Consider the following 24,040-nt stretch of genomic DNA (forward strand, 5'->3'; position numbering starts at 1 on the left):
AGCGGACCACGCGGCAGGTGACGCTGACCGACGCCGGCTCGCGCTACCTGGAGCGCGCGCGGCGGATCCTGGCCGACGTCGACGAGGCCGAGGGCGCGGTCGCCGGCGAGCGGACGCGGCCGGAGGGGCAACTCGTGATCTCGGCGCCGATCGGCTTCGGCCGGCTGCATGTCAGCGCGATCGTGACGGCCTATCTGAAGCGTTTCCCCGATGTTGGCGTCGACCTCCGTTTGACCGATCGCATGGTCAACCTGGTCGAGGACGGCGTCGATCTCGCCGTCCGCATCGGTCATCTGCCCGATTCGACGCTGGTGGCGCGCAATGTCGGCGAGATGCGGCGGATCGTGGTGGCTTCACCGGGCTATCTCAAGGCACGCGGCGAGCCGCGGCGGCCGGGCGACATCCCGGCGCATGACACGATCCAGTTCGGCGCCATGACGGCGGCGCTCGACTGGCGTTTTGTCGAGGATAACAGCGAGATCCGTATCGCCAGCACACCGCGCTTCGCCACCAACAGCTCGGATGCCGCGATCCAGTATGCGGAAGCGGACGGCGGCCTGACGCGGGTGCTGGCCTATCAGGCCGCCGAATCGCTGAAGGCGCGCCGGCTCAAAATCGTGCTGGCGCAATTCGAACAGCCGGCGATGCCGATCCACATCGTCTATCCGACCTCGCGGCTGCTCTCGGCCAAGGTGCGCACCTTCGTCGATCTCGTCACCGAGCTGGCCGACTGGCATTTCGGCTAGCCGACCTGCTCCTTCTTCGGCACCACGCGGAACGTCGCATTGGCCCGCGCGATAACGACGTCGTCGGCCTTGATCAGGCTTTGCGCAAAGCAGATCGTCCTGCCGGTCTTGACCACCTCGCTCTCGACCGCAAGCCACTGCCCGACCTCTGCTGTGCCGACGAAATCGACGGCGAGGGAGATCGTCACCAGCGACGACACGCCGCCCATCACATGGGCGCAGCTGTGGCCCATGGCGTTGTCGGCGAGCGCGGCGATCAGCCCGCCATGGATCAGGCCGCGGCCATTGGTGTGCGGCTTTGCAAGGCGCAGCCCGATAATCAGCGCCTTTTCGGTCCGCTTCGAATACAGCGGCTCCCAGGGATCGGTCAGCGGGCTCTTGCGGGTGTGAGGCGTGAAGCCTGCGGGAATGTCGGCAGTGGTCATATGCGGCTCGCGTGTTGACGATGTCTGTCGTCATTGAACGCAACGCGCGCGCGAAGTCACCGCCTACAAAGTTTTAAACGGGATTCCGAGAGATGTTTGAAATGGTATGACAAGCGCCAGACTTCGTAGGGTGGGCAAAGCGAAGCGTGCCCACCATTCTTGCGCGGCGCTTGGCGGTGGGCACGCTGCGCTTTGCCCACCCTACGGCTCCCGCCTAAAACGGCAACCCCACATAATTCTCCGACAATGACGCCGATGCCGCCTTCGAGTTGACGACATAGTCCAGTTCCGCAAGCTGAATCCGCGCGCCGAATTCGCCCTCGTCGGGGAATTGGTGCAGCATCGAGGTCATCCACCAGGAGAAGCGCACCGCCTTCCAGACCCGCGCCAGCGCGCGTGCCGAATAGCCGTCGATGCCGGCGGAGGATTTCTCGTCGTAAAATTCGCGGAACGCCTGCGAGAGGTAGTGCACGTCGCTGGCGGCGAGGTTCAGTCCCTTGGCGCCGGTCGGCGGCACGATGTGGGAGGCGTCGCCAGCCAGAAACATCCGCCCGAACCGCATCGGCTCGGCGACGAAGCTGCGCAGCGGCGCGATGCTCTTTTCGATCGAAGGCCCCGTGACGAGTTCGTCGGCTGCCTTCTGGTCGATCCGTCGTTTCAATTCGTCCCAGAACCGCTCGTCCGGCCACTGGTCGATATGATCGTCGAGCGAGCACTGCACGTAATGGCGGCTGCGGCGCATCGAGCGCATGGTGCAGAGCGCAAACCCGCGGGCATGGTTCGAGTAGATCAGTTCCGGGCTGACCGGCGGGGTCTCCGAGAGGATGCCGAGCCAGCCGAACGGATAGACCCGCTCATAGGTCTGGATCGCCGACGGCTTGACGCTGGCGCGGCTGACGCCATGAAAGCCGTCGCAGCCGGCGATGAAGTCGCATTCGATCTCGTGGGTGGCGCCGTCCTTCACATAGCTGACGCGCGGGCGGTCGGTGTCGAAATCGAGCGGCTTGACGTCGGCGGCCTGATAGACCGTGGTGAGGCCGGCGTCCTTGCGGGCGTTCATCAGGTCGAGCGTCACCTCGGTCTGGCCGTAGATCATGACGGTCTTGCCGGTGGCGCCATGCATGTCGATGCGATGCCGCGCCCCGCCAAAGGCGAGTTCCACGCCGTGATGGATCAGCCCCTCGCGATGGGCGCGCGCGCCGGCGCCGACCTCATCCAGCAGCGCCACCGTGCCTTCCTCGAGCAGGCCGGCGCGGATACGGCCGAGCACATATTCGCCCGTCTGCCGCTCGAGGATGATGTTTTCGATCCCGTAGAGGTGTAATAGTTGCCCAAGCAACAATCCTGCCGGACCTGCACCAATGATTGCGACTTTTGTCCTCAAGACCGGCTCTCCGATTGCTGTAGTCTACAGGTCCGCCGCCAGCGGACTTGCCGTGATGATTATATCATATAACAGTCTTGGCAATGCCGGTCGGCGCAAAAACGCAACGTGTCGCTCGCCGCAGCGCACAAAACAGGTGCGGCCGAACGTCCGTTTTGAAAAGGCGCGTCCGTCTTGAAAATGCGGATGTGTTAGATAACATGTTAACTAACGGGGCCGGGTAAACAGGCCTGTCATGAGACCGTCAGGGGAGAGAATGTCCATGAGAAAAGCGTTGTTGGCGCTGCTGCTTGCGGCCGGTGTGACGCCTGCACTGGCGCAGGAAAAGACCTTCGATCTGAAGATTTCGCACTGGGTGCCGTCGTCGCATCCGCTGCAGAAGTCGCTGGAAGACTGGGCGGCCGCCGTCGAAAAGGATTCCGGCGGCACCATCAAGTCCAAGGTGTTTCCGGCGCAGCAGCTCGGCAAGGCGTTCGACCATTACGACATGGCGCGCGACGGCATTGCCGACGTCACCTATGTCAACCCCGGCTACCAGCCCGGGCGCTTCCCCCTGATCGGCGCCGGCGAGCTGCCGTTCCTGATGTCGGACGGCAAGGGCGGCTCGATGGCGCTCGACGCCTGGTACCGCAAATATGCCGAGAAGGAGATGAAGGACGTCAAGTTCTGTCTCGGCTTCGTCCATTCGCCGTCGTCGTTCCATTCCCGCACCAAGAAGATCGTCGTGCCCGACGACATCAAGGGCATGAAGATCCGCCCCGCCCACGCCACCATGGCCAATTTCGTGACCCAGCTCGGCGGCACCAACGTGCAGTCGTCCGCGCCTGAGGTTCGCGACATCATCGAGCGCGGCGTCGCCGACGCCGTCACCTTCCCGTGGGGCTCGCTGCTGTTGTTCGGCATCGACAAGGTGACGAAGTACGACATGGAGGCGCCGCTCTATGTCACGACCTTCGCCTTCGTGATCAACAAGGACAAGTACAACGCGATGTCCGACAAGCAGAAGAAGGCGATCGACAACAACTGCAACACCGAGACCGCCGGCAAGGTCGGCGAGCACTGGGCCAAGATGGAGGACGCCGGGATCGCGAAGATCAAGGCGGAGTCCAGCCACGAGGTCTATACGCTGACGCCGGAGCAGATCGGACTCTGGAAGAAGGCCGCCGAGCCGCTGGTCAAGACCTGGGGCGACGGCGTCAAGAAGAACGGCGGCGACCCGGACACGGCGCTGACCGAGCTCAAGGCCTCGCTCACCAAGTACAACGCGCTCGCGCAGTAGACGCGTAAACATCCTTCCGGCGGCAGGAATCTCCTGCCGCCGTCTCCTCCGATAGCGTTTTCGAGCGAAGTGGATGCCGGTTCGCGTGAAGAAGACGCGTCAAACAAGAGTTATCGCCAGCCGTTCGGAGCGGACATGAATCGCGCGTGGATGGATCGTTTCATCGACACGATCGAATGGATCGCCGCCGGCTTCGTCGGCATCGTGGCGCTCAACATCTTCATCGGTGTACTGCTGCGCAACACCTTCAACTATTCGATCCCCGATGCCTTCGATATCGGGCGCATGCTGCTCGGCATCCTGATCTTCTGGGGCATCGCCGCCACCAGCTATCGCGGCGGCCACATCACCGTCGACCTGGTCTGGGCCAATGTCGGCCCGAAATACCAGCGCATGATCGACGTGTTCGCGACGCTGGTGCTGCTGTTCGTGGTGGCGGTGCAGACCTGGACGCTGTTCGACAAGGTGCGCACCACCTACAACGACAACGTCCTCACCTTCGACATGCACATGCCGACCTGGCCGTTCTTCGCCATCGCCTGGGCCGGTGACGGCGCCGCCGTGCTCCTGATCGCGATCCGGACCTACCGGCTGATTTTCCATCCCGAAGACATCCATGACGCCAAGGTCAAGACGGTAGAGTAGGTCGCATGAGCACAGATGCCGTCGCCGTCATTGGATTTGTCGCGCTGTTTGCGCTGATGCTGCTGCGCGTGCCGGTCGGCATGGCGATGGGCCTCGTCGGCGTCTGCGGCTTCGGTTATCTGGTCGGCTTCACGCCGGCGCTGAAACTGGTCGGTCAGACCTCGATGCGCACGGTGACCGACTACACCTTCGGCGTGATCCCGATGTTCCTGTTGATGGGAACGTTCGTCAGCAATTCCGGCATGAGCCGCGAGCTGTTCCGTGCCGCCAACGGCTTTGTCGGCCACCTGCGCGGTGGGCTCGGCATCGCCACCGTCGGCGCCTGCGGCGGCTTTGCCGCGATCTGCGGATCGTCGGTGGCGACTGCCGCAACCTTCTCCGCCGTGGCCTATCCGGAAATGCGCCGCTTCGGCTACCCGCAATCCTTCGCAACCGGCGTGATCGCGGCCGGCGGCACGCTCGGCGCCATGCTGCCGCCGTCCACCGTGCTCGCGGTCTACGGCATCATCACCGAGCAGGACATCGGCAAGCTGTTCATCGCTGGCATCATTCCGGGCATCCTCGCGATGACCATGTACATGCTGACCATCGCGCTGATCGGCTATGTCAAACCTGATTTCCTGCCGCGAGGTAAACCGACGTCCTGGCGCGATCGCTTTGCCGGCTTGAAGAACATCTGGGCGCCGGTGCTGTTGTTCATTTTCGTGATCGGAGGACTCTACGGCCTGCCGTTCCTACCGCGCTTCACGCCGACCGAAGCCGGCGGTGTCGGCGCCACCGGCGCGTTCCTGATCGGCGTGCTCACCGGCCGGCTCGACAAGGAGAAGATCCTGGCCTCGCTGCTGCAGGCGACCCGCACCGCGGCGGCCGTCTTCACCGTGCTGATCGGCGCGCTGATCTTCGGCTACTTCCTGACGGTGACGCAGACCCCGCAGAAGGTGACGGAGCTGCTCACCGGCCTCGGGCTCGGGCCTTACGGCATCCTCGCGCTGATCATGGTGATGTATCTGGTGCTGGGCTGTCTGATGGATGCGATGGCCATGATCATCCTGACCGTGCCGATCATCTTCCCCGTGATCATGCATCTCGGCTTCGATCCGATCTGGTTCGGCGTGATCATCGTGATGACGGTCGAACTCGGCCTGATCCATCCGCCTGTCGGCATGAACGTGTTCGTCATCAAGAGCGTGGTAAAGGACGTGTCGTTCTCGACGATCTTCCGCGGCGTGATCCCGTTCGTCGTCACGGACCTGATCCGGCTGGTGATCCTGATCGCATTTCCGATCCTGGCCCTGTGGCTGCCGCAGCGCATGGCCGGATAGTGTAGTGTTCGCCCGATGACCCCGCAGCTTGAGACCAGATACGTCTTCACCATCACCGCCCGGATCGGCGAGGTGACGTCGGCCGGCGAGATCGGCACCGGCGTGCGCCGGATCATTCCGATCATTGGCGGCGAGGTGAGGGGCGAGCAGGTCAACGGCAAGGTTCTTCCCTTCGGCGCCGACTTCCAGATCATCCGTCCCAACGAGCTGATCGAGCTCGAAGCCAAATATGCCTTCGAGACCGACGACGGCGCAGTCGTCTATGTCGAGAACAGGGGCCTGCGCTTCGGCCCGGTCGACCTGCTGCAAAAACTGAAGCGTGGCGAGCCGGTCGATCCGAAACTGATCTATTTCCGCACCGTCCCGAAATTCGAGACAGGCAGTGAAAAATATCGCTGGCTGATGCAAAACCTCTTCATCGCCTCCGCCGCCCGCCACGCCGACCGCGTCGTCATCGACGTGCACCAGGTGTTATGAGGGCGCGTCGGCTCGTGTGGTCGCCTCCGTCATTGCGAGCGAAGCGAAGCAATCCATCTTGCCATATGCCGAGAAATGGATTGCTTCGTCGCTCGCGCTCCTCGCAATGACGCGGAGGGAGCCGTAGCAACCATTAAACGCCACGCGCTTCGACAAGATAACCGACGGGGCAAATCACTTCGGATTTTCAGAAATCATGTCAAGCCCGGAATTGAAAAATATTCCGCTTTCGTTCTCACCCAAATCAGCCGCATAACTCCGCCCGTCTCCCGCCGATGAGGGGCGTTTCGCGATCGTCACGAACGTGCGGTGAGATGCGGTGGACGCGAGGGCGTTGGCGCGCACAGTGGTCGCAGGGCGGATTCTTCCGTGAGCGAGCGCGGCGCGCAAGATGACGGCGCTCGTTGCGTACGGCGAAACCGTGTGGTCCTGACACCCGTGGCTGGTGCCAAGCTGCCGGAGGTTTGCGAAACCCAACCGGGTTTCGATGAACCGCCAATCCGGCAGTGACGGAGGCCAGAGGAATTCGGCTCCGGGGAGATCACGGCATAAGCCGTCAACCCATTGCGCAGGGAATGCCGGCGTGCCTCGGCTGTACCTGTATGCTCGTGTGCGCATTTCCTTCTACCCATTGCACACGAGACCGCGGGTGCTAGCCTGCACCCGGCATTCCCTGCTCCCTCTTTCGGGGAGAGAACATCAGATGCAAACCTCGGGCAGACACGCCGCGAGAACGCGAAACTATATCCATCGTCATTGCTTCGTCGCTGACGCTCCTCGCAATGACGGGAGGGAGCGGGCTTATCACCCTCCCCTGGAGGGGTCCGAGACGAGCGTAGCTCGCTCGTGGGTCGGCTCACATTGAGCGCAGCGAAATGTGGGACGGGGTGGGGTGATCTCTCCACGCGGGTACTGTTGGAGGTGGAGAGACCGTCACCCCGCCCCGACGCTGCGCGTCGACCCCCGAGCGAGCTACGCTCGTCTCGGACCCCTCCAGGGGAGGGTAAAAGCACTTCCCTCATTGACTCCTCCCACAATCGTTATAAAATATAACTATTCTGCAGAGGAAGTAATATACGCCCATGGGAAACGCCGGCTCCACCGCACCAGCGGGTCAATCCGACCTGCTCAAGATCGAGCAGAAGGGCGCGGTGCTGACCGTCGGCCTCAACCGTCCGGCCAAGCGCAATGCGCTGAACGACGGCATCATCCTGGCGATCCAGGATTGTTTCTCCAGCCTGCCCGACGATGTCGGGGCCGTGGTCATCCATGGCATCGGCGATCACTTCTCCTCCGGCCTCGATCTGTCCGAACTCACCGAGCACGATGCGACCGGCGGCCTGCTGCATTCGCAGATGTGGCACCGGGTGTTCGACCGCATCCAGTATAGCCGCGTTCCCGTGATCGCGGCGCTGAAGGGCGCGGTGATCGGCGGCGGGCTGGAGCTGGCCTGCGCGGCGCATATCCGTGTCGCCGAACCATCCGCCTATTTCGCGCTGCCCGAGGGCCAGCGCGGCATTTTCGTCGGCGGCGGCGGATCGGTGCGGCTGCCGCGGCTGATCGGCGTGGCGCGCATGATCGACATGATGCTCACGGGGCGGGTCTATTCGGCGACCGAAGGTTCGGCCTATGGCTTCTCGCAATACCTTACCGATGCCGGCGGCGCGCTGCTCAAGGCGCTCGAACTCGCCGAACGCGTCGCTGCGAATGCGCCGCTGACCAATTTTGCCGTGCTGCAGGCGCTGCCCATGATCGCGGAGGCCAATCCGCAGACCGGTCTGCTGATGGAATCCCTGATGGCGACGGTGGCGCAGAGCGACAAGGAAGCCAAACGCCGCATTCGCGCATTCCTCGACCACAAGACCGCAAAGGTGAAGCCGACCTGACATGAGCGTTCAGCCCAGCATGTCCGCCTCGACCGATTCCGCCGCGCGCGCAAATCATCCGCTGCGCCCGATCTCGTTTGGCACGCCCGCGGTGCATGTCGAGCGCCGCGACGACGGCACCATCTATCTGCGCCCGAAGGCGCAACTCACCGACTATCCGGTGCGCATCACCGACCGCCTGCACCATTGGGCCGCCACGGCGCCCGACCGCGTCTTCATGGCGGAGCGCAACGCCGCGCGCGGCTGGCGGCAGATCACCTATGCGGAGCTCTTGGCGTCGTCGCGGCACATTGCGTCCGCGCTGCTGGCGCGCGGGCTATCGGCGGAACGGCCTGTGGTCATCCTATCAGGCAATTCGGTCGATCATGCGTTGGTCGCGTTCGGCGCGCTCTATGCCGGCATTCCCTTCTGTCCGGTATCGCCGGCCTATTCGCTGGTGTCGCGCGATTACGGCAAGCTCGCCTATCTGATGAAGCTGCTGACGCCCGGCCTCGTCTTCGCCGACGACGCCACGAAATTCGCCGATGCGCTCACAGCCAATGTGTCTCTCGGCACCGAGATCGCGGCCTCGCGCGGCGCGGTGGCCGGGCGTGAGATGACAAGCCTGGCCGACCTGATGGCGACGCCGCTGCATCCGCGCCTCGATGCGGTGCACGAGGCGATCGGCCCGGATACGATCGCAAAGTTCCTGCTGACGTCGGGCTCGACCGGCAATCCGAAGGCCGTCATCAACACCCAGCGCATGATCTGCGCCAACCAGGTGATGCTGCGCGATACGCTGGCATTCCTGAAGGACGAGCCGCCAGTCATCGTCGACTGGCTGCCGTGGAATCACACTTTTGGCGGCAACCACAATATTGGGCTGACGCTGTACAATGGCGGCTCGATGTATCTCGACGAGGGCAAGCCGATGCCCGGCGGCATCGAGGAGACCGTGCGCAATCTCCAGGAGATTTCGCCGACCGTCTATTTCAACGTGCCCAAGGGCTATGAATCGCTGTTGCCCTATCTGCGCGACGATGGAGCCTTGCGCAAAAAGTTCTTCGCCCGTCTCCATGCCATGTTCTTCTCGGGCGCCGCGCTATCGGCCTTCGTCTGGAACAGCCTCGACGAACTGTCCGTGCGCGAAACCGGCTATCGGGTGCCGATGCTGACCGGCCTCGGCGCCACCGAGACCGCGCCGTTCTTCATGTCGGTCAATCCGCACACCAGCCGCTCCGGCCATGTCGGGTTGCCGGTCCTGGGCAACGACGCCAAGCTCGTACCCAACAATGGCAAGCTGGAGGTTCGCGCCAAGGGGCCGAACGTGATGCCAGGCTATTGGCGTCAGCCCGACATGACGGCGAAGTCTTTTGACGAGGAAGGCTTCTACAAGCTCGGCGATGCGCTCAAGCCGGCCGTTGCAGATAATTTCGACGCCGGCTTCGATTTCGACGGCCGCATTGGCGAGGACTTCAAGCTCGCCAGCGGCACCTGGGTCAGCGTCGGCCCGCTGCGGGCGCGCTTCGTCGCCGCCTGCGCGCCGCTGGTGCGCGACGTCGTCATTGCCGGCATCAACCGCGACGAAATATCGGCGCTGGTGGTGCTCGACCTCGATGGCTGCCGTCTGATCAACCCGACGCTTCCATCCGATGATCTCGCCACTGTGGCGTCCGATCCGCTGATCGTCGCGGCTTTCCGCGAACGCTTCCAGCAATTGCTCGCGGGCGCCACGGGTTCATCCACCCGGATCGTGCGCGCGGTACTGCTCGATACACCGCTGTCGATCGATCGCGGCGAAGTCACCGACAAGGGCTCGATCAACCAGCGCGCGGCTCTGGAGAACCGCAGCGCGCTGATCGAAGAGATTTACTCGCCCGCGCCGCCGGCGCAGGTGATCACGCTGTACTGAAGTCGAACAAGCGTTTGTAGGGAGAGCACCATGCAGTTGAAGGATCAAGCCGCCATCGTCACCGGTGGTGCATCGGGATTGGGCGCGGCGACCGCGCGCCGGCTCGCGGCGCAGGGCGCCAAGGTCGCGGTCTGCGATCTCAACGCCAAGCTTGCGGAGTCTGTCGCCGCCGAGATCGGCGGCGTGGCCGTGATCTGCGACGTCTCCGACGCAGCCTCGGCCGAGGCGGCCATCGCCAAGGCGGAGGCGGTCCACGGTCCGGCGCGCGTGCTGGTGAACTGCGCCGGCATCGGCGTCGCCAAGCGCGTGATCGGCAAGGACGGCCCGATGGCGCTCGGCGATTTCGACAAGGTGATCAAGGTCAATCTGATCGGCTCGTTCAACATGCTGCGGCTGGCGACGGCGCCGATGTCGAAGCTGGAGCCGCTTGCGACCGGCGAGCGCGGCGTGGTGATCTCCACCGCCTCGGTCGCGGCCTATGACGGCCAGATCGGCCAGTCGGCCTATTCGGCTTCCAAGGGCGGCATCGTCGCCATGACGCTGCCGATCGCGCGCGAGCTGTCGCAATTCGGCATTCGCGTGCTGACGATCGCGCCGGGCCTGTTCCTCACGCCGCTGCTCGCCAACCTGCCGCAGGAAGCGCAGGATTCGCTCGCCGCCGCGATCCCGTTCCCGCGCCGCCTCGGCCAGGCCGACGAGTTTGCCTCGCTGGCGCTGCACATGATCGACAACCCGTATCTGAACGGTGAAGTGGTGCGGCTCGATGCCGCGCTCCGCATGGCGCCGCGCTAGGATATTGCAGGTCATGTTCGTCAACCGGCGCGACGTGCAGATCCAGTGGGGCGATTGCGACCCCGCCAACATCGTTTACTACCCGCGCTACTTCGCGATGTTCGACGATTCGACCTCGATCATGTTCGAGGCCGCCGGCTTTTCGAAGCAGGACATCATCCACAAATACGGCCTGGTCGGCATACCCATGGTGGACACGCGGGCGAAATTCCACATCCCGTCGACGCATGGCGACTGGATCAGGATCGAAAGCCGGATCGAGAGTTTCAAGCGCTCCAGCTTCGAGGTCGTCCATAACGTGTTCAAGGGCGAGGCGTTGGCGATCGAGGCGTTCGAGACCCGCGTGCTGGTCGGCAAGCATCCGGACGATCCGGCGAAGCTGAAATCGGCGCCGATGCCGCCGGAAATCATCGAGCGGTTCATGCGGGGCTGACTAAGTCCCCCTGGGGCTGACTCAGTCCCCGGGGCTGACTAAGTCCCCGGGGCTGACTAAGTCCCCGGCATGACCTAAAGAAGGGGCTGAATAGTCCAACGAGTTTTGCTTAAGACAATAAATATAGTCAAGGGAGGAATGAATGAAGAAGGCCTTTCTGTCCGCTGCAGCCATTGTAGCGGCGCTCGCTTTGCCGGGCTCGCCGGCCGTTGCGCAGACCAACGAAATCACGATCGGCATCACCGTCACCACGACCGGTCCCGCCGCGGCGCTCGGCATTCCCGAGCGCAACGCGCTCGACTTTGTGCCGAAGGAAATCGGCGGCGTGCCGATCAAGATCATCACGCTCGACGACGGCGGCGACCCGACGACGGCTACCACCAATGCGCGGCGGTTCGTGACCGAATCCAAGGCCGACATCATCATGGGCTCGTCGACGACGCCGCCGACGGTTGCCGTCTCTACCGTGGCGAACGAGGCGGGCATTCCGCATTTTGCGCTCGCGCCGCTGCCGATCAACGAAGCGCGCATGAAGTGGTCGGTCGCGATGCCGCAGCCGATTCCGATCATGGGCAAGGTGCTGTACGAGCACATGAAGGCGCACGGCATCAAGACCGTCGGTTATATCGGCTACTCCGACTCCTACGGTGATCTCTGGGTCAACGACTTCAAGACCCAGGCCGTTCCGATGGGCCTCACCATGGCGACCGAGGAGCGCTACGCCCGTCCCGATACGTCGGTCGCAGGCCAGGTTCTGAAGCTGGTCGCCGCCAATCCTGACGCCATTCTCGTCGGCGCTTCCGGCACTGCCGCGGCGCTGCCGCAGAGCACGCTGCGCGACCGCGGCTACAAGGGCCTGATCTACCAGACCCACGGCGCCGCCAGCATGGACTTCATCCGCATCGCTGGTCCCGCGGCGGAAGGCGTGATCATGGCTTCGGGCCCGGTGATGTCGCCGGAAACGCAGCCCGACAGCGCGCTGACCAAGAAGCCGGGTCTTGCGCTCAACACCGCCTATGAAGCCAAGTACGGCGCCAACAGCCGCAGCCAGTTCGCCGGCCACTCCTTCGACGCCTTCGAGGTGCTCAAGCGCGTCATCCCGGTGGCGCTGAAGACGGCGAAGCCTGGCACGCCGGAATTCCGTGAGGCAATTCGTCAGGCGTTGATGTCCGAGAAGGAAATCGCGGCAAGCCAGGGCGTCTACAACTTCACCGAAAAGGATCGCTACGGCCTCGACGACCGCTCGCGCATCATCTTGACGGTGAAGGACGGAAAGTACGTCCCGGCGAAGTGAGGCTGGGCGATGTTTCGTAGGGTGGGCAAAGCGACAGCGTGCCCATCATCACCAGGACGGTGGGCAAGGCGCTAACGCGCCTTTGCCCACCCTACGGCTAGCCACCCGTCGATGCGACCAGCAACGACGGCTTCGGCTGCGAACGGGCCTCATCGACGCTCTTACGCATCGCCCGCGACTGCTCGATAGCATGCTCGACCAGCCATCGCTCGAACGCTTCCGGCGCCATCGGACGTGCGCAGAGATAGCCCTGCACGACGTCGCAGCCGAGTCCGGCCAGCAGCCTGCGCTGCCCCTCGGTCTCGACGCCTTCGGCGACCACGGCCATCTTCAAGCTCTGCCCGACCCGGACGACGGCGGTCGCGATCGCGAGCGCGCTGGCGTCGCGCTCGATGTTGCGCATGAAGCTGCGGTCGATCTTCAATTCGCGGATCGGCAGATGCGCCAGCCGGCTCAGGCTTGAATAGCCAGTCCCGAAATCGTCCAGCGACAGGCCGACGCCGAGCTTGCGGATCGCATTCATGGTCTCGATCGCGGCCGAACGCTCGTTGACGAGCACGCCTTCGGTGATCTCGAGCATCAAGGCTTCCGGCGGCAGGCCGTTGGCCGCGATGGTCTCCGCCACCACGGCCGCGAGCGTCGCATTCTGGAAATTGAGCGGCGACAGGTTGACCGCCACGCAGGGCACGTCCAGACCGGCGCGGCGCCACGCGGCCATCTGGCGGCAGGCTTCACGGATCGACCACAGGCCGATCTGCTCGATCAGGCCGACTTCCTCGGCCAGCGGGATGAATTTCGAGGGCGGGACCTCACCGAGTTCGGGATCATGCCAGCGCGACAGTGCCTCGACGCCGTAAAGCGCGCCGTCGACGGTTCGGGTCTGCGGTTGATAGACGAGCCGCAACCCGTCATTGGCGATGGCCTGGCGGAGCGCGGCGCTGAAGACCAGCCGCTGCTCGGCGAGGCGGTTCATGTCGGCGCTGAAGAAGCGATGGGTCGAGCGTCCCGCCTCCTTGGCCGTGTACATCGCCGCATCGGCCTGCTGCATCAAGGTATCGATGTCGGTGGCGTTGTCGGGACAGATGCTGATGCCCATGCTGGCGGAAATCGGCACTTGGCGGTTGTCGATCCATATCGGCGAGGCCAGCGCTGCGGTGATGTTGGAGGCGACCCGCGAGGCGCGGGCCGGATCGCAGTTCGGCAGGACGATGACGAATTCGTCGCCGCTCAGCCGCCCCAGCAGGTCGGACGGCTGAATGCGGGGGCGCAGCCGCTTGGCGAATTCGACAAGCAGCGCGTCGCCGGCCGGGTGTCCGAGCGTATCGTTCACGTCCTTGAAGTGATCGAGATCGAGAAATATCAGCGCGAGCTGGCTGCCCTTGCAATCGTCGATCGCCTGGTTGATCAATTGGCGCAATTGCGTGCGGTTCGGCAGTCCGGTCAGCATGTCGTGGTAGGCGAGGCGGGCGATCTGGGCCCGCGCCTCCTTGCGCTCGATCGCCAGCGCGCCGAGCTGAACGCAGGCATCGACGATGCGCTGATGCCAGCGGCTCGGCGCGCGGTGTTCCCGGAAATAGAAGGCAAAGGTCCCGATCACACGGCCGTCCTTGGCCTTGATCGGTGTCGACCAGCAGGCCTTCAGGCCAACCGCCAGCGGCCTGGTCTTGAACGGCTGCCAGCGCGGATCGGTATCGAGATCTTCGGCCAGCACCGGCTTGCCGTAATACGCGGCCGATCCGCACGATCCGATGTTCGGCCCTATGGCAACGCCTTCGAGCGCGCGGCTGTAGTCGTCGGGCAGGCTGGGACCACCCAGCGGATGCACCAGTCCGTCAGAGTCGACGTGTAGTACCGAAGCGACCACGTCAGGTGCAATGACTTCGACGCGCCGGCAAAGCCGGTCGGCGATCTCTGTGAGCGGAAGTTCATCGGCCAGTGCGCCCATAATGAGTTGCTGCAGGGACCGCAACTGCTTGTTCTCGGAGACATCGCTGAGCAGGGCGAACACGTATTTGATGCGTCCGCGATCGTTGCGGAATGCCTTGACCGTGGCCGAGACCCAGATCTCGTTGCCATCGCTGTCATAGGCGAGGATCTCCTCCTCGTCGCCGCGTCCGTCGCAGATGCGGCGGCGCAGCTTCGCCAGGGTGTTGCGGTCGGTAAGCCGCCCGGCGAGCAATTCATTGGCCTGCCGTCCCTGCGCCTCCGCGGCCGTGTATCCGAACATTCCGGAGAACGCCGCATTGGTGTAGACCACGCGCAGGTTGCGATCGGTGACGACGACCGCGCGGGTGGTCTTGTCGGCCACCAGGTTCAACAGCGCGATCCGCTCGCGCCGCTTGACCTCGGCGGTGATATCACGAACGAAGACCATGTAGCTGCTTCGGCCGCCGATCTCGACGCGCGACGCTGATAGCTGAGCGCGAATCCGGCTGCCGTCGCTGCGGCGGATCGTGAACTCTGAACTGGCGCTATGTCGCAGGTCGCTGAACCCAAGACAGTCGGCATCGCAGTCGAGAACCTCCGAACGCCGGACGCCCCAGATCGTTTCGGCCGCGGCGTTAAAATGGCTTACGCGCAGATCGCTATCGACGATGACGACGGCTTCGCTCGCCCGCTCGAGCGCCGCCAGCAAAAATTCGATGGTCTCGACATCAGGGCAATCGGAAGCGCACATCGTCCAACCTTGCTATCCCGTCAGCCATTGACCCCGGCGCCGGGTGGCAAGTGACTGTGGCTCTAATTAAGGATAAGAGGTCGCGAGTGTTCTGGCAGTTGTACAACTCACTACAGCGCGGTGGGAACTCATATCATGCTTAAGGCTTCGTTAGCCCCCGTCTGCCCGCCAAGGTGCATGATCTGGCATCCCGAGGCGCAACGTCGCGAGCTCTAAATTGCGCTCGCGCCCTCGTGCTGGAAGCCGAGATAACTCGCCGCGACCCGCTGGTTGCTGGCGATATCGCTCGCCGATCCCGACAGGATGAATTCCCCGAGTTCCATGACATAGGCGCGATCGGCGATCTTGAGGGCCGCTTGCGCGTTCTGCTCGACCAGCAGCACCGAGACGCCGGCGGCGCGCAATTCGCCGATGGTACGGAAGATGTCGGCGACGATGATCGGCGCGAGCCCCAGACTCGGCTCGTCCAGCATCAGCAGTTTTGGCGCGCCCATCAGCGCGCGCCCCATCGCCAGCATCTGCTGCTCGCCGCCGGACAGCGTGCCGGCCAACTGCTTGCGCCGCTCTTTCAGTCGCGGAAACAGCGCATAGACGCGCTCGAACGATTGTGTCGCCGTGGCCTTTGGAATCCGGAAGGCTCCGAGCAGCAGATTGTCCTCGACGTTCATGGTACCGAACAACTCGCGGTGCTCGGGCACGAGACAAAGGCCCGCCGCGACGCGGTCCTCGATGTCGAGCGCGGCCATGTCGGCGCCGGCGAAGGCGGTGCCACCCTTGAGCGGCAGCACGCCCATGATGGCGTTCAATAGCGTGGTCTTGCCGGCGCCGTTGGCGCCGATGATGGTGACGATCTCGTTGTCGGCGACATCGAGCGACACCGAACGTACGGCCTCGACCTTGCCGTAGGAAACATGGGCGTCGGAGACCGATAACAGCGCGCTCATGCGGTAGCTCCGAGGTAGGCCTTGATCACATCGGGATTGGTCTTGATCGCAGCTGGCGTTCCCTCGGCGATCTTGGTGCCGAAATCCAGCACCACGATGCGATCGGCGAGATCCATCACAAAGCCCATGTCGTGTTCGACCAGCAGCACCGACATGCCGCCATCGCGCAACTGGCGCAAGAGCGCGGCGAGCCGCTGTTTTTCCATGTGCCGCAGGCCTGCGGCCGGCTCGTCGAGCAACAGCAGCATCGGATCGACGCACAGCGCGCGCGCGATCTCGACGATGCGCTGCTGGCCGAGCGAAAGGCTTCCCGCCAACTGGTCGATCTGGTCGCCGAGGCCGACGCGCTCGATCTGGCGCGCGGCTTCCGCCAGCAACTTAGCCTCGTCGGCGCGGTCCAGCCGGAACATGCTGGAGATCGCGCCCGCAGACCCGCGCAGATGCGCGCCGATCGCGACGTTCTCCAGCACCGTCATGTCAGGCACCAGCTTGACGTGCTGGAAGGTGCGCGCGACGCCGAGCTTGACGACCTCCTGCGGTGGGGCGTTGTCGACCTTGTGGCCGAGCACCGAGATGGTGCCGCCGGTGGTCGTCAGCACGCCCGTGATGAGGTTGAAGGTCGTGCTCTTGCCGGCGCCGTTGGGGCCGATCAGCGCGACGATCTCGCGTGCCCCGACGTTGAAGGAGACGTCGTTGACGGCAATCACGCCGCCGAACTGCTTGCGGGCCTTCTCGATCTGCAGAAGCACGGCGGCGGATGCCGGCGCGCGCTCGCGCTTGGCGAGAGGAAGCGAGGTATCGGGCTCCTTGCGCGCCGGCTTCAACGGCAATCGCGCCATCAGCCAGGGCCAGACGCCGGTCGGCGCCAGTTGCAGCAGCACGACCAGCAGGATGCCGAACACGATAGTTTCGAGCTGGCTCTGGCCGCCGAAGACATAGGGCAGGTAGCTCTGCAGGATCTCCTTGAGGATCACGACGATGCCGGCGCCGAGCACCGCGCCCCAGACGTAGCCGGCGCCGCCGACCACGGCGATGAACAGATATTCGATGCCGGCATGCGCGCCGAATGGCGTCGGATTGGCGGCGCGCTGGAAATGCGCATAGAGCCAGCCGGACAGGCCGGCGAGAACCGCCGCATAAACGAACACCAGCAGCTTGGCGCGCGGCGTCTGCACGCCGAACGCTTCACCGGCGACATGCCCGCGCCGCAATGCGCGGATCGCGCGGCCGGTGCGGGAGTCCAGGAGGTTCATGGTCAGCAATGCCGAGACCAGCACTCCGATCCAGATCGCGTAATAGATCGTGCCGGGATCGAGCATTTTGAAATTACCGATCGAGAGCGGCGGAATGCCGGAGATGCCGTCATTGCGGCCGAGGAATTCCAGCTTGCTGAACAGATAGAACAGGCCGATACCCCAGGCGATGGTGCCGAGCGGCAGATAATGGCCGGACAGCCGCACCGTGATGATGCCAAGAAAAACGGCGGCGATGCCGCTGACCAGAAGCGAGAGCGGCAGCGTCAGCCACGGCGAGACGCCGTAGGCCGTGGTCAGTACCGCCGTGGTGTAGGCGCCGAAGCCGCAGAAGGCGGCCTGGCCGAACGAGGTGAGGCCGCCGACGCCGGTCAGCAGCACCAGCCCCATCGCCACCAGCGCGGCGAGGCCGATATTGTTGAGCAGCACGATCCAGAACGGCGGGATGCCCGGAATGAACGGGATCGCCGCCATGAGAACTGCGAAGATGATGAGAAGGGTTTGCTGCTTCATCGCCGTCAGTCCTTCTCTTCTTCGACGGCAGGCGCTGCGAGCGAACGCAGCACCAGCACGGGAAGGATGAGCGTGAAGACGATGACCTCCTTGAAATTGCTGGCGTAGAACGAGGAGAACGCCTCGACGCTACCCACCAACAGCGCGGCGACTGCAGTCAGTGGGTAGCTGACGAGGCCACCAATGATCGCGGCGATGAAACCTTTCAGGCCGATCAGGAAGCCGGTGTCGTAATAGAGCGTGGTGATCGGCACGATCAGGATGCCGGAGATCGCGCCGATCAGGGCCGCCAGCAGGAACGCGATCTGTCCTGACAGCGTGGTGCGGATGCCGACGAGGCGGGCGCCGAGCCGGTTGACGGCGGTGGCGCGCAGCGCCTTGCCCGTCAGCGTGAAGCCGAAGAACAGCCAAAGTGCGACGATGAAGGCGATGGTTAGCCCATAGACAGCAAGACTCTGGCCGGTGAAGCGCAGCGGGCCGATGGTCAGCGCCGCGTTCGACAGCGCCGGGCCACGCAAGCCTTCGGCGCCGAAAAACACCAGGCCCAAGCCCTGCAGCGCGAGATGGCAGCCGACGGATGAGATCAGCAGCACCAGAACCGAGGTATGGGCGAGCGGCTGAAACGCGATGCGGTAGAGGAACAGCCCGATCGCCGCGACGATCAAAAGCGACAACGCGATGTTGACCGCAATCGGTGTCTTGGGGCCGGCGAGGCCGTAAGTCAGGGCCAGGATCGCGGCGGGGAGAGCGATGTTGAGGGCTAGTGAGCGCAGGACCCGTTTGAGCCGTAGCGACCGTCGCGCGTCAAACAGATCGAGAGCAAAGGCCGTCGCGCCCATCGCGAGAGCCAGCCACGCCGTGCCTGGCACCTTGCCCGTCGCCAGCACGGCGTAGCTCAGCGCGCCGAAGGTGACGAATTCGCCCTGCGGAATCAGGATGACGCGCGTGACGGCAAACACCAGCACCAGCGCAAGCCCGAGCAGCGCATAGATCGCGCCATTGGTGATGCCGTCCTGCAGCAGGAACAGCATGATCGTCGTATTCAAGACTGGCGCTCCCCCTAAAAGCGTCGCCGGTCCCTGACCTCAAATGGTCTGCCGGCCGTCCCATATCTCGGCAGTTGAAAGGCGCCGATATTTGATATATCCAATAACAATTATCAAATATAACATCAAGGCCCCGGCCGTCGGCCGAGGCACTTTCCGGGTGCGAGCCTCACGCCATGACAGTTTCCAAGGCAGCGACCGATGCCGTCAAGCCGTCGCGCAGCAGCGGCAAGGAGATTGCCGATGGCGGCGCTGACAATGCCGGGCTGCAACTGGGCGAACTGGCCGACCTGCTCGGCTATTCGCTCAAGCGCGCCCAGCTCAAGGTGTTCGAGGACTTCCTGCATTGCGTCGCGCCGCTGCAACTGACCCCGGCGCAGTTCTCGGTGCTGCTGCTGCTCGACCGCAATCCCGGACGCAACCAGACCGAAATCGCCAACACGCTCGGCATTCTCAGGCCGAACTTCGTCTCGATGCTGGACGCGCTGGAGAGCCGCGATCTCTGCACCCGGATGCGTTCGACCAACGACCGCCGCTCGCACATCCTGGTTCTGACAGATAAGGGAAGGGCGGTGTTGGCGCGCGCCAAGAAGCTCGTTGCCTCCAAGCACGAGGCGCGGCTCAACGAATTGCTGGGGCCTGCCAACCGCGTTGCGCTGCTCGAAATGCTGTCGAAGATCGCGGCGGAGTTTTAAGCGGCGCGATCACGCCGCGACGATGCGGCCCTGAGCCTCGCGCGGGCCGCGGCCCGACAGGAACTGCCGCTCGATTTCGGCGGCGGGAAGCGGCTTGCTGAACAGAAAACCCTGCATCTCCGTGCATCCCTCGGAAGCGATGCTGTGGAGCTGCTCGGCGGTTTCGACGCCCTCGGCGGTGGCCGTCATACCCATGCCGTTGGCGAGGGCTGCAACCGCGCGCACGATGTTGAGCGAGCTCGAATCCTCGGTGATGTTCTTGACGAACGAGCGGTCGATCTTGATCTTGTCGAACGGAAAGCTCTGCAGGTAGGTCAGCGACGAATAGCCGGTGCCGAAATCGTCCATGGCGATCCGGATTCCGAGTTCGCGTAACTGATGCAGCAGCGCGAGCGTCGCTTCCTTGTTGTGGAGCAATACGCTCTCGGTGATTTCGATCTCGAGCCGCGTCGGCGCAAGGCCCGAAGCTGCGAGCGCGCCGATGATCACCTGCATCATGCCGGGACTGCGAAACTGGATCGCTGAAATATTGACGGCGACGTGAAGGTGGTCGGGCCATTGCGCGGCGGTGGCGCAGGCCTGCCTGATCACCCACTCGCCCAAAGGCACGATGAAGCCGATTTCCTCGGCCAGCGGGATGAAGCTGGCGGGCGAGATCATTCCCTTGATCGGATGATTCCAGCGGATCAAGGCTTCGAAGCCGCTGATTTCCTTGCTCGCGAGGTTGACGACCGGCTGATAATACAGCTCGAACTCGCCTCCCGGCAGCGCCCGGCGCAGATCCTGCTCCATGATGCGGCGGGTCTGCATCTGCAGGTCCATCGCCGGCTCGAAGAAGCGGAGCGTGCCGCGGCCGTCGCTCTTGGCGCGATAGAGCGCGAGGTCGGCATTGCGCAGCAATTTGTCGGGGTTCGAACCGTCGCCGGGGCCGACCGAAATACCGATGCTGACGCCGATCACGGCCTGCTGGCCGTCGATGTCATAGGGCTCGCTCAGCGCTTCGATGACGCGCTGCGCCAGCGAAGTGGCGTCGGCGGGATCAGCGATCGCGGCCTGCACGATCACGAACTCATCGCCTCCCATCCGCGCGATCGTGTCGGCCGCGCCGACGAGGCGGCGCAGCCGCTCGGCGACGATCCTGAGCAACTTGTCGCCGCCGGGATGACCAAACGTGTCGTTCACCGCCTTGAACTGATCGAGGTCGAGATGATGGACGGCGACCATTTCACCGTGCTGAATCCTGTCCAGCGCATATTCGAGCCGCTCGTTCAGCAACACGCGGTTGGCAAGGTCGGTCAGCGCGTCGTGATGCGCCATGTATTCGATCTTGACCTCGGACTGGCGCTGCTCGGTGATGTCCTCATGCGTCGCGACCCAGCCACCGCCGGGCATCGGACGGTGGCGGATCTTGAAAGTGCGCCCGTTCATCAATTCAACGACGCTGTCTTTGGCTACGTTCAAAACCGCGACGCTGGTGCGCCATTGAAGATATTCATCGCGCGTCATTGCGGGAAAGCTGCCGGCTTCGAAGCGCAGGTCGACGATCTCGATCAGCGACATGCCAGGGCTGACGCGCTCGGGTGCGATATCGTACATCTCGACAAAGCGATCGTTGCAGACGATCAGGCGGTGGTCGGAATCGAAGAAGCACAGCCCCTGCGACATGTTGTTGATCGCGGTGTCGAACTGGAAGTTTTTGGCGCGCAGCGCCTCTTCCTGTTCGCGGCCGAGCTCGTATTGTTTCTTCAGCCGGGCATTGAGCTCTTCGCGCTCGGTAATGTCCTCGTGGGTCGCCATCCCGCCGCCGCCCGGCATCGGGTAGACGGTGTAGGCGATGATCCGGCCGTCGGTGAATTCCTGCACCGTGGTGTCGAGGGCGATGTCGCGGCCGACGCGCGCACGGATGTAATCATCGGGCGCGGTCTGCACCTTGAGGCCGAGATTGATCCTGTGCTGGATCAGTTCACGGGTCGGGGTCCCCGGCGTCACCTGTTCAGGCGACAGCCCGTACATTTCCCTGTAACGGGCGTTGCAGAAAACGACTTCCCGCTTCTCGTCGAAGACGACGATTCCGAGCGATAAATTGTTGATCGCCTCCTCGAACCGCGCACTCAACTGCGCCGACCGAGGGGCGGTGATCTGGCCGTGATCTGTCATGTAGCATTTCCCCAGCCGCCATCGGCGGCTCTCCTCCCTCCAGGAGAACGGCCATTAGAAGCCCAAGCTGGTGAATTGCATCTTCGAGACGGGCAAATGCGCGTCGGTTCTTCGCAACTTGCTCAACAAAGCATTAACGCCACTTTAACACGTACAGGATGCCGGTGACCGCTCGGAAAACCTAGGCGGGGTCCACCAGGATCACCCTGACGTCATTGACGTTGGTGAGCGTCGGGCCCGTCAGCAGGAGATCGCCGGTGGCTGAAAAGAACGCGGTGGCATCGTTGTTGGTGAGGTAAGCCGCGGGATCGAGGCCGAGCGATTTCATCTTCGCAAACGTCGTCTGATCGATCACGGCGCCCGCCGGATCGGTCGCGCTACCGGCGCCGCCGTCGGCGCCGTCGGTGTCTGCGGCCAACGCCACGATGCCGGGCGTTTCCTTCAGGAGGTCAGCCAGCGCCAGCGCATATTCCTGGTTTGGGCCGCCGCGGCCGTTGCCACGTACGGTTACCGTAAGCTCGCCGCCCGACAGGATGGCGATGCGCTTGCCCTCGCTGCGCGCCTTCAGCGCCAGCCGCGCATGCTCGGCCGCAACCTCGCGCGCCTCGCCCTCGAGATCCGCGCCGAGCCCGATGACCTCATACCCCGCGTCCTTCGCGACCTTGATGGCGGCATCGAGCGAAGCCTTCGGTTTTGCGATCATTTCAAAATGCGCGCGGGCGAAGGCTGGGTCGCCGGGCTTGCAGCTTTCGTTGCGGGAGTCGTCCAGCGCGTGCCTGACAGCATCGTCGACTGTGAGATTATACTTCGCCACCAGCGCGCGGGCGTCCGCCAGCGTGCTCGGATCCGGCACCGTCGGTCCGGATGCAATCGCTGACGGGTCGTCGTGCGGCACGTCTGATATAGCGAGCGTCACGATCTCGGCGGCGCGCTGCCCGGCGCGGGCGAGCCGGCCGCCCTTGATCCGCGACAGATGTTTGCGGACGATGTTCATCTCGCCGATCGGCGCGCCAGACCGCAACAGCGCGCGGTTCACCTGCTGCTTCTGCGCGAACGAAACGCCCTCGGCCGGCGCGATCCAGTTGGCGGAGCCGCCGCCGGACAGCAGCACCAGCAACAGATCGTCGGCGGTTGCCTCGGCGGCGAGGCGCAGCGTTTCGTCGGCGGCCTTCAGCCCGGCCTCGTCGGGCACGGGATGGCCGGCCTCGATCACCCTGATCCGCCCCGTCGGCACGCCGTGGCCATGGCGCGTGGTGGCAAGGCCTGTCAGCCGCGACGGATCCAGCCCCAGCGTATCGAGGTAGTGCCGTTCGGCTGCGGCGGCCATCGCCGCCGCGCCCTTGCCGGCGGCAAGGCAGATCACCTTGCCCCTGGGTGCGGGGCGCAGATGCGCCGACAGCACGACATCGGGATGCGCCGCCGCAACGGCCGCGTCAAAGATCGCACGCAGGAGGGAACGTCGGTCGGTCATGATGGCACGTCAGCTGGATGAGACGGGAGATCTGGTTATCCATCCAATCGCCGCAAAAGAAAACCCCCGCGAGCGTGTCGCGGGGGTTCTTGCTGGCCGCAAATGGGCCGATCAGGAATCGAGATGACTAGCGACCCGCTCCGATGGAATCGGAACGGGTCTCTAGATTTTCGGGTGGACGCGTTTTCTTGACGCGAACCGGTTTCCACTTCGCTGGAAACGCTCTAGCCCCCGGCGTCGCCGGAGAGGATCTCGCCGAAGCGTTCCCAGGTGTCGCCCTTGAACCTGATCAGTTGCACCGAAGAGATCGGGGCAAAGTCGGTTGCCGACGTGTTGACCTTGATGCCGGGCAGCAGGCCGTCGAGTTCGAGATCCTTGATGCTGGCGGCCTGCTTCATCACGTTCTCGCGCGTGAGATTGTCGCCGGCGGCCTTCAGCACGTGCACGAGGCCCTGCGCCACGGTGTAGCCGAACATCACCGAGGCGTCGGCGCGGTTGGCTTCCGGATAGTACTTGTCCAGGAACTCGTTCCACGCCTTCATCCCGGCGTCGTCCTTCCACTGCGCATCCGTCGGGTCCTTCAGATACTGCGAGGAAATGATGTCCTGCGCGTTCTCCATGCCGGCCGGCTTGATGACGCTACCGATCGAGGCCGAGACGTTGTTGAGGAAGTGCAGCGGCTTCCAGCCGATCTCGGCGTTCTTCTTGAT

20 protein-coding genes are annotated in these 24,040 nt (G+C 64.0%); 11 read left to right on the top strand and 9 right to left on the bottom strand.

Going from position 1 to position 24,040, the window contains the following annotated elements; translation table 11 throughout:
* The coding region (locus CQ12_RS29025; RefSeq protein WP_057838718.1) for a LysR substrate-binding domain-containing protein at window positions 1-746 on the top strand (746 nt) is incomplete at its 5' end.
* Here CQ12_RS29025 and CQ12_RS29030 read toward each other — a convergent pair.
* Entirely contained in the window at window positions 743-1,171 is a 429-nt protein-coding gene (locus CQ12_RS29030) for a PaaI family thioesterase (RefSeq protein WP_057838719.1), read from the bottom strand. The genes CQ12_RS29025 and CQ12_RS29030 overlap by 4 nt on opposite strands.
* Before the next feature lie 214 nt (window positions 1,172-1,385).
* Window positions 1,386-2,555, bottom strand: coding sequence for a 4-hydroxybenzoate 3-monooxygenase (gene pobA / locus CQ12_RS29035; protein ID WP_057838720.1), 1,170 nt, complete (start codon window positions 2,553-2,555; stop codon window positions 1,386-1,388).
* Window positions 2,556-2,817: 262 nt separating this feature from the next.
* Between pobA and CQ12_RS29040 the strand changes: the two genes are divergently transcribed.
* The 9 genes from CQ12_RS29040 to CQ12_RS29080 all read left to right on the top strand — a co-directional run bounded on the left by CQ12_RS29040 (window position 2,818) and on the right by CQ12_RS29080 (window position 12,574).
* Window positions 2,818-3,834 carry a TRAP transporter substrate-binding protein gene (locus CQ12_RS29040; RefSeq protein ID WP_057838721.1) on the top strand — a complete coding sequence of 339 codons (1,017 nt, stop codon included), beginning with the start codon at window positions 2,818-2,820 and terminating at the stop codon, window positions 3,832-3,834.
* A 135-nt stretch (window positions 3,835-3,969) separates the two neighbouring features.
* Entirely contained in the window at window positions 3,970-4,479 is a 510-nt protein-coding gene (locus tag CQ12_RS29045; protein ID WP_057838735.1) for a TRAP transporter small permease, read from the top strand.
* A gap of 5 nt (window positions 4,480-4,484) precedes the next feature.
* Window positions 4,485-5,801, top strand: coding sequence for a TRAP transporter large permease (locus CQ12_RS29050; protein WP_057838722.1), 1,317 nt, complete (start codon window positions 4,485-4,487; stop codon window positions 5,799-5,801).
* A gap of 15 nt (window positions 5,802-5,816) precedes the next feature.
* On the top strand, window positions 5,817-6,278 hold the full coding sequence (locus CQ12_RS29055) for a DUF3237 domain-containing protein (RefSeq protein WP_057838723.1): 462 nt from the start codon (window positions 5,817-5,819) through the stop codon (window positions 6,276-6,278).
* A 1,082-nt stretch (window positions 6,279-7,360) separates the two neighbouring features.
* The gene (locus CQ12_RS29060) at window positions 7,361-8,164 is read left to right on the top strand and encodes a crotonase/enoyl-CoA hydratase family protein (RefSeq protein WP_057838724.1); all 804 of its coding nucleotides are present in this window, start codon (window positions 7,361-7,363) and stop codon (window positions 8,162-8,164) included.
* A 1-nt stretch (window position 8,165) separates the two neighbouring features.
* Window positions 8,166-10,055: a feruloyl-CoA synthase gene (locus tag CQ12_RS29065; protein WP_057838725.1), complete on the top strand. Its 1,890-nt coding sequence runs from the start codon at window positions 8,166-8,168 to the stop codon at window positions 10,053-10,055.
* A 30-nt stretch (window positions 10,056-10,085) separates the two neighbouring features.
* Complete coding sequence (locus CQ12_RS29070; RefSeq protein WP_057838726.1) at window positions 10,086-10,847, top strand: SDR family NAD(P)-dependent oxidoreductase; 762 nt, start codon at window positions 10,086-10,088, stop codon at window positions 10,845-10,847.
* Between the two features lie 13 nt (window positions 10,848-10,860).
* Complete coding sequence (locus CQ12_RS29075) at window positions 10,861-11,280, top strand: acyl-CoA thioesterase (protein ID WP_025588396.1); 420 nt, start codon at window positions 10,861-10,863, stop codon at window positions 11,278-11,280.
* A gap of 142 nt (window positions 11,281-11,422) precedes the next feature.
* Entirely contained in the window at window positions 11,423-12,574 is a 1,152-nt protein-coding gene (locus CQ12_RS29080) for an ABC transporter substrate-binding protein (protein ID WP_057838727.1), read from the top strand.
* Window positions 12,575-12,671: 97 nt separating this feature from the next.
* Here the strand turns inward: CQ12_RS29080 and CQ12_RS29085 are convergent, their stop codons facing one another.
* From CQ12_RS29085 to CQ12_RS29100, 4 genes are all read right to left on the bottom strand, one after another.
* Window positions 12,672-15,251: an EAL domain-containing protein gene (locus tag CQ12_RS29085; RefSeq protein ID WP_057838728.1), complete on the bottom strand. Its 2,580-nt coding sequence runs from the start codon at window positions 15,249-15,251 to the stop codon at window positions 12,672-12,674.
* A 212-nt stretch (window positions 15,252-15,463) separates the two neighbouring features.
* Window positions 15,464-16,195, bottom strand: coding sequence for an ABC transporter ATP-binding protein (locus tag CQ12_RS29090; RefSeq protein ID WP_057838729.1), 732 nt, complete (start codon window positions 16,193-16,195; stop codon window positions 15,464-15,466).
* Window positions 16,192-17,961 carry a branched-chain amino acid ABC transporter ATP-binding protein/permease gene (locus tag CQ12_RS29095; RefSeq protein ID WP_057838730.1) on the bottom strand — a complete coding sequence of 590 codons (1,770 nt, stop codon included), beginning with the start codon at window positions 17,959-17,961 and terminating at the stop codon, window positions 16,192-16,194. Before CQ12_RS29095 ends, CQ12_RS29090 begins: the two co-directional genes overlap by 4 nt.
* Window positions 17,962-17,966: 5 nt before the next feature.
* Window positions 17,967-19,007, bottom strand: a complete 1,041-nt coding sequence (locus CQ12_RS29100; RefSeq protein ID WP_057838731.1) for a branched-chain amino acid ABC transporter permease — start codon at window positions 19,005-19,007, stop codon at window positions 17,967-17,969.
* A 176-nt stretch (window positions 19,008-19,183) separates the two neighbouring features.
* Here CQ12_RS29100 and CQ12_RS29105 point away from each other — a divergent pair, with 176 nt between their 5' ends.
* Window positions 19,184-19,702 (top strand): MarR family winged helix-turn-helix transcriptional regulator, encoded by a 519-nt coding sequence (locus CQ12_RS29105; protein WP_057838732.1) that lies wholly within the window; start codon window positions 19,184-19,186, stop codon window positions 19,700-19,702.
* 9 nt (window positions 19,703-19,711) lie between these two features.
* Here CQ12_RS29105 and CQ12_RS29110 read toward each other — a convergent pair whose 3' ends face one another.
* The 3 genes from CQ12_RS29110 to CQ12_RS29120 form a co-directional block, all read right to left on the bottom strand.
* Window positions 19,712-21,859, bottom strand: a complete 2,148-nt coding sequence (locus CQ12_RS29110; protein WP_057838733.1) for a sensor domain-containing protein — start codon at window positions 21,857-21,859, stop codon at window positions 19,712-19,714.
* A 181-nt stretch (window positions 21,860-22,040) separates the two neighbouring features.
* Entirely contained in the window at window positions 22,041-23,330 is a 1,290-nt protein-coding gene (locus tag CQ12_RS29115) for a glycerate kinase type-2 family protein (RefSeq protein WP_057838734.1), read from the bottom strand.
* Between the two features lie 224 nt (window positions 23,331-23,554).
* A partial coding sequence (locus CQ12_RS29120; RefSeq protein ID WP_157088561.1) for an ABC transporter substrate-binding protein occupies window positions 23,555-24,040 on the bottom strand: 486 nt, incomplete at its 5' end.

Origin of the sequence: Bradyrhizobium jicamae, assembly GCF_001440395.1 — a bacterium.
Taxonomy (GTDB): Bacteria; Pseudomonadota; Alphaproteobacteria; order Rhizobiales; family Xanthobacteraceae; genus Bradyrhizobium; species Bradyrhizobium jicamae.